This is a genomic window from Litchfieldia salsa (assembly GCF_900104555.1).
GTDB classification, from domain to species: Bacteria; Bacillota; Bacilli; order Bacillales; family Bacillaceae_L; genus Litchfieldia; species Litchfieldia salsa.
Genome location: NZ_FNJU01000007.1, coordinates 160898 through 175733, shown reverse-complemented (window position 1 = coordinate 175733; position 14836 = coordinate 160898). Strand labels below are relative to the sequence as shown.

The following is a 14836-nucleotide window of genomic DNA, read 5'->3' as shown; positions in this document are numbered from 1 at the left end:
GGGATTCCAAGCAAAGTTCGCGGAAAAACGGAATAAGGAAGCCATCACTATTGGAGCCTCGCGGGAATAAAGGAGAAGTTCGCGGGATTCCAAGCAAAGTTCGTGGGATTAGAGCAGATTCCCATGAATTCTAAACGAAGTTCGTTGGAAAAACAAACAAGTGCATCCCACCGCAATGTATTTTCGGTGGGGTGACCAAGGTGTCTTACCGTTTTTGTATTCTACGACACAGCCAAAAACATACATATAATTATACGACGGTAAAAAGGTTGGTGGAAGAATGAAAGAACAGCTTAGGAATCTAATTAACAGCAAAGTACACCATTTTGTAGGTAATTCTAGAAGTGCGTCAGACATTCATTCAAATGAAATGGAAAGGCTAACTAACAAAAAGGAATCATTCCATAAACGGTCTGCTGAAATTATTAAATGTCATGCAGAATGTAAAATTGAACAGAAGAGAAACATAGGAGAAGAAACTCATCTAAACTACTTTGTTCATTATCAATATTTAGTGAAGCAGAATGATAAGCTTTACATGGAGGAAGAGTATCAAGATCGGCTAGCGATTTTTCGTAATGATGAAATCGTCGAAGATCATGAGAGGAACCCACCTAATGAAGAGATAGAGACTGGTCCTTTAAATAGAGAGAATGATGATGTTGAACGTGTACAATACAATTATGATCGTTTAGCTGCTGTAAAGTATGCAGAACGATGGTGGGATGATTATAATCCAGAATTTAAAAAGTTTGATGTAGATTGTACAAATTATATCTCTCAATGCTTGCATGCTGGGGGAATCCCGATGAGTGGCTATCCTAATCGTGGCAAGGGTTGGTGGATGAAGAATAACAATTGGAGTTATAGTTGGTCTGTGGCACATGCATTACGATGGCATTTAAGTGATTCAAAATCAGGTGTGATCGCTAAAGAGGTAAATAGTCCTGAAGAGTTACTGCTTGGAGACGTTATTTGTTACGATTTTCAGGGAGATGGTAGATTTGATCATACAACGATTGTGGTTGCAAAGGATGATCAAGGAATGCCACTTGTCAATGCTCATACACAAAATAGTCGAATGAGATATTGGGCCTATGAAGACTCAACCGCATACACACCAGATATTAAGTATAAGTTTTTTTCAATTGTTAATGGTTAATAATAGATAAGGGGTAATTTAGTTGATCGAAAAAAGTTAGAAACATCTACTACAAAATAGCAAGAAGAGAGTGTTATAATAGCACAGAGGTGAAAATCGTGGGACTAAATGTCGTTTTATATCAACCAGAGATTCCAGCTAATACTGGAAATATTGCAAGAACTTGTGCAGCAACAAATGCAACACTTCATCTAATTAGGCCTTTAGGGTTCTCAACAGATGATAAAATGCTAAAGCGTGCAGGCTTAGATTATTGGCAGTTTGTTAACGTACAGTACTATGATTCGTTGGATGAGTTATTTGAGAAAAATTCACAAGGTGAGTTTTACTATATTACAAAATTCGGACAGAAAACACATAGCTCATTTGATTATAGTAATGTAGAGAAGGAACATTTCTTCGTTTTTGGTAGAGAAACTAATGGGTTACCAAAAGACTTAATCCAACAGAATATGGATCGTTGCTTAAGACTTCCAATGACAGAAAATGTTCGTTCGCTTAACGTTTCAAATACTGCTGCCATACTAATTTATGAAGCTTTGCGCCAACAAAACTATCCAGAACTTTCATAATAAAAAAAACGACCAAGATTGGTCGTTTTTTTATTTATTCTTCACGCCTGGCTTATCATCATATCCAGCTGTAAAGATTGCTGATAAAAAGGCAAAGCTTACACCTAATATAAGTAATAGTTTCATCTTAACTCCTCCTTAGTCACGAAATCGTAGTCCGGTAAGATAATTATATCTTAACCCATTCTTCATGTGAATGGAATAAGGACAAAGTTTTTCTTTTTTTCTTGAAACAAATGTATTGCCTAATACATAGAGTAAAAAAGAATGCTAACTTTGAGGGGAGTATGGATATGAATCACAAAGAAATTCAATTTCCACCACAGCATCAACCGTTCCAGCCTGGCTTTGAATGGATGATGAAGCCACAACCTATTTCCGAGGATCCTGAATACAAAGGTTCAGGAAAATTACAAGATAAAGTCGCAATTATTACAGGTGGTGATAGTGGGATTGGGAAAGCGACCGCTATTGCCTTTGCAAAAGAAGGAGCATCTGTCGTTATTGTTTATTTAAATGAAGAAAAAGATGCAACAGATACAAAAAATCGCATTGAAAGCCTTGGGGGCAAGTGCTTAGCTATTTCAGCGGACATGAGACACCCGGATTCAAGTGAAGTAGTCGTTCAAAAAACGCTTGATGCTTTTGGTAAAATCAACATCCTAGTGAATAATTGTGCAGTTCAATATGTTCAAGAAAGTATCTTAGATATTAGTAATGAGCAAATGGTTCATACATTTCAAACTAACATCTTTTCTTATTTTTACCTGACAAAAGCAGCACTCCCACAATTAGAAAAGGGAGATACAATTATTAATACGGCTTCAATTGTTGCTTACCAAGGACATAAACAGCTATTAGACTATTCGGCGACTAAAGGAGCGGTTGTAACATTTACACGTTCATTATCACTTCAACTTGCGGAAAAAGGAATTCGAGTGAATGGAATTGCACCAGGTCCAATATGGACTCCACTTATTCCTTCAAGCTTCTCTGCAGAGGATGTGATGACATTTGGTGCAGATACAGAATTAAATCGTGCTGGGCAACCTTATGAGCTTGCTCCTGCATATGTATACTTAGCTTCTGAAGATTCAAGCTATGTAACTGGTCAAATTATTCATATTAACGGTGGAGATTATAGATCTAGCTGAACTAAGTTTTTGTGTCTAGCTCCAGCACATACCCCCTATGATCATAAGTCAATTTTAGTCGAAAAAGATGCTGATTCCTGCTTCTGGGACAGTGAGAGTTCAATCTTATCGGTAAGGGATCAGGTCAGAGACTTTGATTTAAAAAATAGAAGGAGAATTTTCCCTTAATTAGAATATATCTCTGAAAATAGCCTAAATAGAAGGAGAAATTCCTCTTATTTAACTCGAAAACTTGAAAGTAGGTAATTTTGCTTTGGATAGGGGGAAAAACTCCCCTTATATAACCCCAAACGAGCTCCAATTTGAATTTAACGGAACAATCTCCTCTTATTTTTTCTATCGCTGTTACTCAATTAAGGAAATGAATTTATTTAAAGGAAAAAGTTTTGGTATCTAGCTCCAGCGCCTAGCCCCTCGGGAGCATAAGTCAAATCGCTCCAGAAATCAAGATTTCCTGCGTAATTCGTCTTATGCCTGTCGGGGCTGAACAAGGCGCTTGCGCTTTTCTTTGTGTCTAGCTCCAGGCGCCATCGCCCCTGAGGTCATAAGTCAATCCATCTAGAAGGAAAAAAACCAACCTTCAAGCTGGCTTGCCTTATGCCTGTCGCCGATAAGAGGGCGCCTTGCGCTTTTCGCATTAATCAGAAAATTCTTGCTTAAATAAGGTAAATGCTTTATCGTTAAACACATAAATTTAATAATTGTCAATCAATAGGTGTTAAAAGTAATGTCTAAAGAAAACTAACTTTTAACTTAAAAGGGAAGTTCGGTGAAAATCCGACACGGTCGCGCCACTGTTATGGGGAGCTTCTTATCAAAGTCCACTGTTTCATCAAGAAATGGGAAGGGATATGAAGTGAAGAACCTGAGTCAGGAGACCTGCCTATTGTACGCACTTATTACCTACGCGAAATAGGGAGGAGTGGTGGTCATATGTTGGAAAAATGGATTCATTTCAACTCTAGTTAACTATGCCTATCAATCGTCTCTCTTTTGTCTAAGAGGGGCTTTTTTATTGGGTAGCATTTGTTAACAAATTTAAATGAGAATAGGGGAGAAATGAAATGAGTGTAAAAAGTGCAAATATTGGTTATCCAAGAATTGGCGAAAACCGTGAATGGAAAAAGGTGTTGGAATTATTCTGGTCAGACCAACTAAGTGAAGAACAATTTGAGACTGAAATGAGAGAACTACGACTGTCACATCTTCGTAAACAGAAGGAGCAAAAGATAGATCTTATCCCTATAGGGGATTTTAGTTACTATGATCATGTACTAGATACAGCAGTTATGTTTGGACTTATTCCTGAACGTTTTAAAAAAGAAGAGAATCAGGTTTCCCTTCGGACCTATTTTGAGATAGCTAGAGGGAGTAAAGGGAAAGTAGCGTCAGAAATGACAAAGTGGTTTAATACGAATTATCATTATATTGTTCCTGAACTTAAAAATGCGAATCCTAAACTAAGTGAAAACCGTTTACTAAAGCTATATCTTGAAGCGAAAGAACAGCTTGGAATTAATGGGAAACCAGTTATACTTGGTCCAATCACTTTGTTGTCCTTAAGTAAAGGAATTGATGACCAAAAGAGAGCGGAACTACTAACATCTTTGATTCCTTTATATATTCATGTTTTTAAGGAGCTGAAGGATGCAGGGGCCGAATGGATTCAAATTGATGAGCCAATCTTAGTCAAAGATGTAAAAGGCGAGACCATCAATGAGTTAAAGCAAGTCTACACCGAGTTTAATCGTGAAGTTCCAGATGTGAACTTCGTCTTACAAACTTATTATGAGAGTATCGAATTATACGAAACGATTATTCAATTGCCGATCCAAGGAATCGGGCTTGATTTTGTTCATGATGAAGGAGTAAACCTTGAACATCTTAAGAATCATGGATTTCCGTCTGAAAAGTTTCTTTTTGCAGGTGTTGTAGACGGCCGCAATATATGGAAGTCAGACTTAGTGAATCAATCATTTCTACTGAAAGAAGTATTAAATGTTGTTCAACTAGACCGACTTATTATTCAGCCTTCTTGTAGCTTGTTACATGTTCCGGTTTCAGTTGAGAAGGAGAAAGAGTTACCTACTCAAATTAAGGATGCACTAGCCTTTGCAGATGAGAAACTAACGGAAGTAACAATGCTCACTGAATTTTATAATAACAATTTGAGTATTGCAGAGCTCGAACAATATGGTCATGCAAGGAATCTGCTGCAACATTCTGAGTATAGAAATGTACAAGAAGTGAAAGAAGCAATGGAGAATATTAAGGGATATTCTACAGAAAGAAGTAATACTCTAAATAGAAAAAAGGTACAAGCTGAGCGTTTTCACTTACCGGTATTGCCAACGACAACCATTGGTAGTTTTCCTCAATCGAAGGAAGTGAGGAAACAACGTCTAAAATGGAGAAAAGGTGAGCTTTCTGATCAAGAATATGAGATCTATATTCAAAATGAAATAAAGAGATGGATTGATATCCAAGAGGAGCTTGGGTTAGATGTTCTTGTCCACGGGGAATTTGAACGTACAGATATGGTTGAATTCTTTGGAGAGAAGCTAGAGGGAGTAATCATGACGAAATTTGGTTGGGTTCAATCATATGGTTCTCGTTGTGTGAAGCCTCCCGTTATTTTCGGGGATGTACACTGCCTTGGAGAAATGACAGTTAAGGAAACTGTGTTTGCCCAAACTCTTACGGATAAACCAGTGAAGGGGATGCTAACTGGCCCAGTCACAATTGTAAATTGGTCTTTTGTACGTGACGATATTAGCCGTACAGAAGTACTAAACCAAATTGCTTTAGCCATTCGGAAAGAAGTAGAACTGCTTGAAGAACATGAGATTAACATGATTCAAGTAGATGAGGCTGCATTACGTGAGGGGTTACCTTTGAAAGAAGAAAAAACAGAAGGATACTTAAACGCAGCTGTTCATGCATTCAAATTAGCCACATCTTCTGTGAAAGAAGAGACACAAATTCATACACATATGTGTTATTCGAATTTTGATGATATCATCCATGCAATTGATGCACTTGATGCAGATGTCATCTCTATTGAAACATCAAGAAGTCACGGGGAACTCATTTCTTCTTTTGAAAAGCATCATTATAATAAAGGAATCGGGTTAGGGGTATATGATATCCATAGTCCTCGAGTACCAACATTAGAGGAGCTAACACAGAATATCGAACGAGCACTTGAAGTATTGGATTATCATGCATTTTGGGTAAATCCTGATTGTGGTTTAAAAACAAGAGGTGAAACAGAAACCGTTGAGGCGTTAAAAGTGATGGTTGAAGCAGCTAAAGCTTTCCGTAGCAAGCTTTCAATTGTTGAGTCGGTTTAGGGAAGTACAAGAAAAAGTCAGTTCCGTTTTAGACAATGGAACTGACTTTTTTTATAAGGTAAGAAAGTATAAGAGATTGTATTTTAGATTTGCTATCTAGCCCCAGGAGCCATCAGGCTCGGGGGCATAAGCCGATCCCATACGATAAAAAGTTCTGATTGGCGCATCTGGGACAGTGCGAGTTTATTCTTATCGGTAAGGGGCTTAGGTCAAACACTTTGATCTAATAGATAGAAGGAAAAATGCCCCTTAATTAGAAAATATCTCTGAAAGTAATATAAATAGAAGGAGAAATTCCTCTTATTTGCTCGGAAAACTTTAAAGTAGCTAATTTTGCTTTGGATAAGCGGAAAAACTCCCCTTATTTAACCAAAAAAGAGCTCCAATCTGAATATAACGGGAAAATCTACTCTTATTTTTCTATTGCTGTCACTAGCTCCAGCTTAGCTTTCGAGGTAAGAATCGCTTCAAAGGTTTCACTCCTAGATCTCTTTAATCTCTATTTCTATCGGAAAAAATTCTTAAAACTTTACTGGTAAATTCTAAGTTTTAAGATTTTTAGTGGCTTGTATAGCAAAAAAGTTTAGAGGTGCTATCTTTTTCTTTGAAATTTTCACGAATGTTGGAGGACATCCTGGCATAAATTGTATTAACACGCAGAGTATAACCATCACCATTTACCACCTGAGGAGGCCCATATGGATATATTAAAAAAGATCGAGAAGTATCGTGAAGAAGAGCATCGCCTGAAGTGGGAAGGTACCTTCGCCGATTATCTGGAAATTGTTAAGGAGAAACCGTGGGTTGCACAATCGGCTCATTCAAGAGTTTACAATATGATTAAGGATGCCGGTATTGAAGAGGTCAATGGGAAAAGAAAATATAAATTCTTTGATCATCAGCTATTCGGCTTAGAAGGTGCACTAGAAAGACTAGTTGAAGAATATTTTCACCCAGCCGCGAAACGTTTAGATGTTAGAAAAAGAATTTTGTTATTGATGGGGCCAGTCAGTGGAGGGAAATCAACGTTGGTAACAATGTTGAAAAGAGGTATGGAAGCATACACCCTTACAGATCGTGGTGCCGTATTTGCGATTAAAGGCTGCCCAATGCATGAAGATCCTTTACATTTAATCCCACACCACCTGCGTGATGATTTTTATGAAGAATATGGGATTCGAATTGAAGGGAATCTTTCACCGTTAAATATGATGAGACTTCAAAAAGAGTATGGTGGCAGAATTGAAGATGTGGTTGTTGAACGGATCTTTTTATCCGAAGATAAGCGTGTGGGGATTGGTACATTCAGTCCATCTGATCCAAAGTCACAGGATATTGCTGACTTAACTGGTAGTATCGACTTTTCGACGATTGCAGAGTATGGTTCAGAATCTGACCCTCGTGCATATCGATTTGATGGGGAATTAAATAAAGCAAATCGTGGAATGATGGAATTCCAGGAAATGCTGAAGTGTGATGAAAAGTTCTTGTGGCATCTATTATCGCTAACACAGGAAGGGAATTTTAAAGCAGGAAGATTTGCTTTGATTTCCGCAGATGAACTAATTGTTGCTCATACAAATGAAACGGAATACCGCTCATTTATTGCAAATAAGAAGAACGAGGCGCTACATTCTCGAATTATTGTTATGCCTGTGCCTTATAACCTAAGGGTTTCAGAAGAAGAGCATATTTATGAAAAAATGATTAAAGAAAGCGATGTAAATGATGTTCATATTGCCCCACATACATTAAAAGTGGCAGCGATGTTTACAATCTTGACTCGCTTAAAAGCACCTAAAAAAGGTGATATTGATTTAATCAAGAAAATGCGTCTATATGATGGTGAAAGTGTAGAAGGCTTCAATTCTGTCGATGTTGAGGAACTGAAGAAGGAATATACAGATGAAGGTATGAGTGGAATTGATCCACGTTATGTGATCAATCGTATTTCTTCAACGATTATTCGAAAGGAGAATCCTTCTTTAAATGCTTTAGATGTTCTACGAGCATTGAAAGATGGATTGGATCATCATTCATCCATCTCTAATGAAGATAGAGAAAGATATTTGAATTTCATTTCTTTAGCGAGAAAAGAGTATGATGATATTGCGAAGAAGGAAGTTCAAAAAGCATTTGTGTATTCATATGAAGAGTCTGCTAAAACATTAATGGAGAACTACCTAGACAATGTTGAAGCATACTGCAATAAAAATAAAATGCGTGATCCATTAACTGGAGAGGAAATGAATCCAGATGAAAAATTAATGAGATCAATTGAAGAGCAAATTGGAATTTCTGAAAATGCGAAAAAGGCATTCCGTGAAGAAATTTTAATTCGAATTTCTGCTTATGCACGTAAAGGGAAGCGATTTGACTATAATTCTCATGAGAGATTAAGAGAAGCGATTCAAAAGAAGCTGTTTGCTGATTTAAAAGATGTAGTTAAAATTACGACTTCATCAAAAACACCTGATGAACAGCAACTCAAAAAGGTGAACGAGGTTGTTGCTAGACTGATAGATGAACATGGCTATAATTCAACATCTGCAAATGATTTATTACGCTATGTAGGAAGTTTGTTAAATAGATAATAATTTAAGCTAGCTATCAATCAGATTCCTTTATGGGGTCTGTTTTTTTATTTGTTTAATATTCTGGATTAAGGGGTAAATAAAACCTGAGGTGATTATATGTCTGTTAAAGACAAAGCAAAAAATAGTTCAATGACGAGAAATGAAGAGGAAATGAAAGAGCATGGTAAGGTGATGGAACATCTTCCTACAAATAAAGAAGTCAGAAAGGACGGAGAAATTCCTGATCCAAAACAAGAGAAAAAGCCGAAGAATGAAAAGTCATAGAAAAACATGGTGAGTGCTATCAAATAGGTGGCATTCACCATGTTTTTTAATTTATAAGAAAATAGACGAATTCAATTTTGGTTTTTAACTCAAGCGCTTAACACCTTGATAGCTTTAGTCCCGACCGCATGTTATATCCATAGCTTTCACCTACTCATTCCCCGCTGGTGCTGCTTTTTCTTAAAGAGCTTATACAACTCATTACCGAGTTATACAAAATAAGTGATGAAGTGAAAGACTACCTGTCTAGCAAATTATTAGGTGAGGAAGAGGTTATCACTTTATTTGAAAAAGCTAAACCTTCACATTTTAACCTCGTAACGAAGCGCGGAAATTCGCCGCAGAATGATGAGTGGATATTACTACTAAACTAATTGACTTGGATTCGAATTACTCTGATAATATATAAATATACCTTTAAAATACTACTTCAAATTCAGGTTAATATTTTTTTCGTTGTGTTACCCATTCTATTTATGAAGGAGGCTCTCTATGTGAGACGTAACATCGATATTATAAAGCGAAACGACGTGAAGATAACAGGAACTGGTGATAAGCCCATTATCTTTGCTCCAGGCTTCGGTTGTGACCAGAGGATGTGGAGGTATGTTACTCCGGCTTTCAAAAAAGATTACCGCATTATTACCTTCGATTACGTAGGTGCAGGAAATACCGATCTACGGTTCTATGACCCTACAAGATACAGTCAACTCTCGGGTTATGCCCAAGACGTAATAGATGTTTTAGATACTCTCCAATTACAAGAAGCTATTTTTGTAGGACACTCCGTCAGCAGTATGATCGGACTGATTGCTTCTATACAGGACCCCAAGTATTTTGAACGTCTAATTATGATCGGACCTTCCCCGTGTTATATTAATGATCCTCCTGACTACGCTGGCGGTTTTGAAATAAGCGCCCTCGAAGGTCTCGTTGATTTGATGGAGAAAAATTATATCCAGTGGGCAAACCAATTCGCACCTATGATCATGAAAAATGCGGATCGCCCCAATTTGTCCGAAGAATTGGAGGAAAGTTTCTGTTCGACTGATCCGAATATCGCCGTCAACTTTGCAAGGGCGACCTTCTTCTCCGATAACCGTAAGGATCTTTCGAAAGCGACTGTTCCGTCGCTTGTTTTGCAATGCGCTGATGATGCGATCGCCCCCACAAAAGTAGGCGAATATATACATCGCCATATGCCAGGCAGCGAAATTCAATTTATGAAAGCAACGGGGCACTGTCCTCATTTGAGTCATCCTGAGGAAACAGCAGAACTGATTAAAGACTACCTTTCAAAGTTGCAAATTATATGAACGTAGATATAAATCAGATGCCATGTGGTTATTTATCACTTTCCACAGACGGAATCATTCAGTCGATTAATGATAAACTCTTGGAGTGGATCATTGCAGAGCGCTGCAATACTGTGGGTCGGCAAGTAGATGCAATTCTAACGGAGTCAAGCAAGATTTTTTACCAAGTTTATATTTATCCTATGATGATGATGCATGGCAAAGTAGAGGAGATGTACTTCTCTTTGAAATCCGGCGACGGGTCTGAAGTGCCAGTCCTTTTAAATGGAATATGCTGCGAACGGGACGGAGTGATTATCTTTGATTGTATCCTTATCAGAACAGTGAAAAGACACAAACTAGAACATGAACTCCTTCTTGCGAAGAAAGCGGCGCAACAGGCCAAGCAATCGATCGTTGAATCTGCAATTGACGCCATTGTTTTGGCAAATCAAAGAATGGAAATTATAGCGTGGAACAAAGCGGCAGAGGAGCTCTTCGGCTATTACGAACAAGAAGCTATCGGGCAAGATATGGAGATTATTGTTCCTGAGCATCTCATAGAAACGTACCGTCGAGGTGTGGAGCGTCTCTGTGCCACAGGAAAAACAATGGCGATCGGACGAATGGTTGAATTGAGTGGACTTCGAAAAGACGGCACGGAGTTCCCTGCTGAAATTTCTCTTAACTGTTGGCAAACGAATGGCGAATATTACTGGAGCGCGATCATACGCGATATCACAGAAAGGAAAAAGACCCAGGAGCTTCTTTTGAATTCGGAAAAACTGAGCTTAGCGGGTCAGCTTGCTGCGAGCATCGCCCATGAAATTCGCAATCCTTTAACGTCTATCAAGGGATTTCATCAATTGATGGAATCAGAGGGTAACGGAAATCCTTACTATTTTGAAATTTTGACAGATGAAATGAATCGAATTGAACTCATTTTAAACGAGTTATTGCTCCTTGCAAAACCGCAAGCTAAGCAATTAAAGCAAGTGGATTTAAGAGCCTTGCTTGAACAGGTTTGCATACTTATGGAATCACAGATGCATTTACATAATATCGAAGTAGAAGTGAAGTGCGAACAAAATGTCCCGACTTTCATTCAATGCAATGAAAATCAAATGAAGCAAATATTTATCAATTTTCTTAAAAACGCGATAGAAGCGATGCCATATGGTGGTCAAATAATAATAATGGCTAACAACATCGATGAGGATAGTGTTCTCTTACGCATTATTGACCAGGGTGAAGGCATTCATGAAGACAAACTTGAGAGAATTGGGGAACCATTTTATACAACAAAAGAAAGGGGAACAGGGTTAGGGCTTATGGTTTGTCGTAAAATCATTGAAGATCATCAAGGATCGTTAAATATCACAAGTAGATTGAACAAAGGAACCACGGTTGAGGTACTCTTGCCATTGGGGGAAAAGCCGCAAAACTATGTTCCATCGGGGCACTAGTTGCTTGGTGGAATCTCGGAAAACTATTCATATAATGCAAAAAAAATAACGAGCAAAGAGTATGCCTAATTATGTGGTGTATTAATAAGCATGTGAAAAGAACATCTTTAAGTACCTTACAAAAGATTTAGTAATGCGTGAGGATATGTACTTATTCCAGAAGCAAGGACGTGACTATAAGATTGTTGATAAAGGATGGGAGCAAGTACGTGATCAGCTAGTGAGCATGCGGGTCAATGGGGGATTCCCATATATCACAGTCAATGATGGAGACTATATGAAGGCAGGGGAGCTATACTTAAAGCATTGGTATGAGGGCATTGAACTTGATTTGAAATATCTTGAGAAAGTCATGCCATACCTTCACCAACTTTGGGGTAGACCAGTTCATATGGAATCGATGATTGAGAATAAGAGTGTTGTGTTTACGTATGATGGGAAGAGTGTGACAAGGAAATATGTTTGACTCATGGGGCCACTGAGGAATCAGTGGCTTTTATATCAAGATAAGAATGTATAAAAATTTAATCTAGTTTTAGTCTAGCTCCAAGCACGATCGGCTTGGGGGCATAAGCCGATCGCTTCGGAAGGCAAAAAGCGCCTTCTAAGATGAATTCAAAGAATTCATCTTAGTCAGCTGCCTGTCTTATGCCTGTCGTCGATAGGTGGGCGCCGAAGCACTTTTCTTGTATTATGTATCATCCCGTAACCGATAATCTTGTTCAGTTAAAAAGGAGTGACAACCCCAAAATAATCTCAATTCCTTTAGGCATTAGGTAAAATTTAATTTATTTAATAAAATCCTACTTTAAATACATATTCTTAAAAGAATATCCTATTAATCAGTATTCTTTTATGGATACTTCAATTGTATAACGTGGTAATGCGGCTAATAGTTGGCTACGTAAACTTTCTTCGGCCTCTATTTGTTGCCGTGGAGTTGATTTCTCTTCCTGATAAACGATTACCTCTATATGATTACCATTGAGACGAACATTATTTGTTTTATATTGATCAAACATTGAAATTACTTCATGGGCCTTCCTAACATCACTTTTGTAATGATTAGAGTCAGTGATACTAACTAAATTTGGGATTCCATCATCTGTTACAACATTGGTGAATTCTCCGGAACGACGGTTGGTTTCAAGTGTTGATATCCTCCCGTGTAGGCTAACCTTCTGATCATTGTAAGTAACGAAGTTGTCATCTGAGTTACAACCAACCAAAACCATTATTACTATATAAAAAAGAGCAAATAGTTTATTCATAACACACCTCCATTTTTAATATGTCCGTTCTTGATAATGTTATTATTTTTATTTTTTCACTTCTAGAGTATAAGATGGACAATTAATCATTAGAGTTTCTGTTTTAAACAAGAAAAACCCTGGGAGCACCAAGGTTTAACTTAATCAATATGAGTTTCTGTTATTACTGTTCTTCACTTTCACTTAAATTGTGTTAGGGGAGAAAAAAGTCATTTGCTTTTGAAATTGTTTAAAGTTATTGAAAAATCTTTATACATTTTAAACATTTCCTGATATTTTTCATTACCTTTTTTATCAGGAAGGTAACTACCTTGCATTGGAATATGTTGTTTGATTTGTTCTAGACTATTTACTTCTCCAATTCCATAAAGTGATAACCAAGCAGCTCCCCAAGCTGAACTTTGATGGCTTACTGGTACTTGAACTTCCTGATTAAAGACATCAGCTAATATTTGAAGCCAAAGGGAAGAACGCGCAAATCCACCACTTGCTAGTATTTTTTGTGGTGAACCAGCTAACCTTTCTAATGCTTGTCCAACATGATATATACTAAAAATAACGCCTTCCAATCCTGCCCTTATCATATGTTCCTTTTTATGTCTGAGAGATAGTCCAATGAAACTTCCGCGTATGTCAGAATTCCATAGTGGAGCTCTTTCACCATTTAGATATGGTAAAAAAAGAAGATTTTCTGAGCCAGGTAGAACGTCTTTTGCTAAAGCAATTAACTCCTCGTAACTACCTTCATGACCAATCGTGTCTCTTAGCCACCTTAAAACGATTCCACCGTTATTTGTAGGTCCACCAATAAGTGATAGAGAATCTGTAATGGCATAGCAGAAAGTTTGCTGTAATTTATCTGTCTTTGGAGTAGGAACAATTTGCCTTATTGCCCCACTTGTACCAATTGTTATTGCAACTTCTCCGGGAGAGATTGCACCTATACCTATATTTGCAAGTGGCCCATCACTAGCACCGATAACAAAAGGAATATCATTACGAATACCAATTTCTTTTGCGATATGACTCTTTAAACCTGTAATTACCTCAGTTGGTTTTACTGGTTTAAAAAGTTGTTCTTTGGTAATCCCTGCAATGGTTAAGGCAGTTGAATTCCAATCAAGTGTATGCAAATCAAAGAGACCAGAAGCGGAAGCTATGGAATAGTCAACTAGTTCTGCCCCGAACCAACGATATAGAATAAATTCTTTAATAGATATAAATTTGGATGCTTGTTTGTATGGGTTATAATTGTTCTCTTTCATCCAGACCAATTTAGTTAAAGGTGACATTGGATGTATTGGAGTACCTGTCTGTTGATAGATCAAATGACCATAGTTATCTTTTATTTCTCTTGCTTGTTTTGTACTTCTCCCATCAGCCCATGTAATTGAGTTAGAGAGGGGATTCCCATTCTTATCAATGCATATTAAAGAATGCATAGCGCTAGATATTCCAAATGAAAGAATGTCAGAAGGTTTAATTGAACCTCCCAAAACAAGATTTTTGATTACTTGTAAAGTGGATTGTTCAATTACTATTGGATCTTGCTCTGCCCACCCGGGTTGAGGTGTCAAAAGTGGGTATTCTACTTCTGCCTCGTAGTGGACCATTCCATGTTTATTAAAAGCTACTGCTTTAACACTTGTTGTACCTATATCTAATCCTATTACAATATCTTTTGCCATAGTTATAATTTCTC

10 protein-coding genes, 1 pseudogene and 1 riboswitch are annotated in these 14836 nt (G+C 37.5%); of the genes and pseudogenes, 9 read left to right on the top strand and 2 right to left on the bottom strand.

All coding sequences use genetic code 11. The annotated features are described in order from the left end of the window. Positions 1 to 280: 280 nt before the first annotated feature. The 9 genes and pseudogenes from BLQ56_RS14810 to BLQ56_RS14770 form a co-directional block, all read left to right on the top strand. Positions 281 to 1162 carry an amidase domain-containing protein gene (locus BLQ56_RS14810; protein WP_090855894.1) on the top strand — a complete coding sequence of 294 codons (882 nt, stop codon included), beginning with the start codon at positions 281 to 283 and terminating at the stop codon, positions 1160 to 1162. A gap of 89 nt (positions 1163 to 1251) precedes the next feature. Then, positions 1252 to 1734 (top strand): tRNA (uridine(34)/cytosine(34)/5-carboxymethylaminomethyluridine(34)-2'-O)-methyltransferase TrmL, encoded by a 483-nt coding sequence (trmL, locus tag BLQ56_RS14805; protein ID WP_090855891.1) that lies wholly within the window; start codon positions 1252 to 1254, stop codon positions 1732 to 1734. Positions 1735 to 2021: 287 nt separating this feature from the next. Then, positions 2022 to 2888 carry an SDR family oxidoreductase gene (locus BLQ56_RS14800; RefSeq protein WP_090855888.1) on the top strand — a complete coding sequence of 289 codons (867 nt, stop codon included), beginning with the start codon at positions 2022 to 2024 and terminating at the stop codon, positions 2886 to 2888. A 696-nt stretch (positions 2889 to 3584) separates the two neighbouring features. Beyond that, positions 3585 to 3789: riboswitch (cobalamin riboswitch) on the top strand. Between the two features lie 163 nt (positions 3790 to 3952). Beyond that, positions 3953 to 6241, top strand: coding sequence for a 5-methyltetrahydropteroyltriglutamate--homocysteine S-methyltransferase (metE, locus tag BLQ56_RS14795; protein WP_090855885.1), 2289 nt, complete (start codon positions 3953 to 3955; stop codon positions 6239 to 6241). Between the two features lie 698 nt (positions 6242 to 6939). Next, positions 6940 to 8835 carry a PrkA family serine protein kinase gene (locus BLQ56_RS14790; RefSeq protein ID WP_090855882.1) on the top strand — a complete coding sequence of 632 codons (1896 nt, stop codon included), beginning with the start codon at positions 6940 to 6942 and terminating at the stop codon, positions 8833 to 8835. Between the two features lie 99 nt (positions 8836 to 8934). Further along, positions 8935 to 9102, top strand: coding sequence for a hypothetical protein (locus BLQ56_RS23590; RefSeq protein ID WP_175490317.1), 168 nt, complete (start codon positions 8935 to 8937; stop codon positions 9100 to 9102). A gap of 494 nt (positions 9103 to 9596) precedes the next feature. Further along, positions 9597 to 10418: an alpha/beta fold hydrolase gene (locus BLQ56_RS14780; protein WP_238457275.1), complete on the top strand. Its 822-nt coding sequence runs from the start codon at positions 9597 to 9599 to the stop codon at positions 10416 to 10418. Continuing rightward, positions 10415 to 11863, top strand: coding sequence for a PAS domain-containing sensor histidine kinase (locus BLQ56_RS14775; RefSeq protein WP_090855876.1), 1449 nt, complete (start codon positions 10415 to 10417; stop codon positions 11861 to 11863). The genes BLQ56_RS14780 and BLQ56_RS14775 overlap by 4 nt, the downstream gene beginning before the upstream one ends. A 112-nt stretch (positions 11864 to 11975) precedes the next feature. Then, positions 11976 to 12329 (top strand): annotated as a pseudogene (locus tag BLQ56_RS14770) (stage V sporulation protein R); the annotation flags it as partial. A 376-nt stretch (positions 12330 to 12705) separates the two neighbouring features. Here the strand turns inward: BLQ56_RS14770 and BLQ56_RS14765 are convergent. Continuing rightward, positions 12706 to 13134 carry a hypothetical protein gene (locus tag BLQ56_RS14765; RefSeq protein ID WP_090855874.1) on the bottom strand — a complete coding sequence of 143 codons (429 nt, stop codon included), beginning with the start codon at positions 13132 to 13134 and terminating at the stop codon, positions 12706 to 12708. A gap of 209 nt (positions 13135 to 13343) precedes the next feature. Beyond that, positions 13344 to 14822, bottom strand: coding sequence for a gluconokinase (locus BLQ56_RS14760; protein WP_139163106.1), 1479 nt, complete (start codon positions 14820 to 14822; stop codon positions 13344 to 13346). Positions 14823 to 14836: the final 14 nt, after the last annotated feature.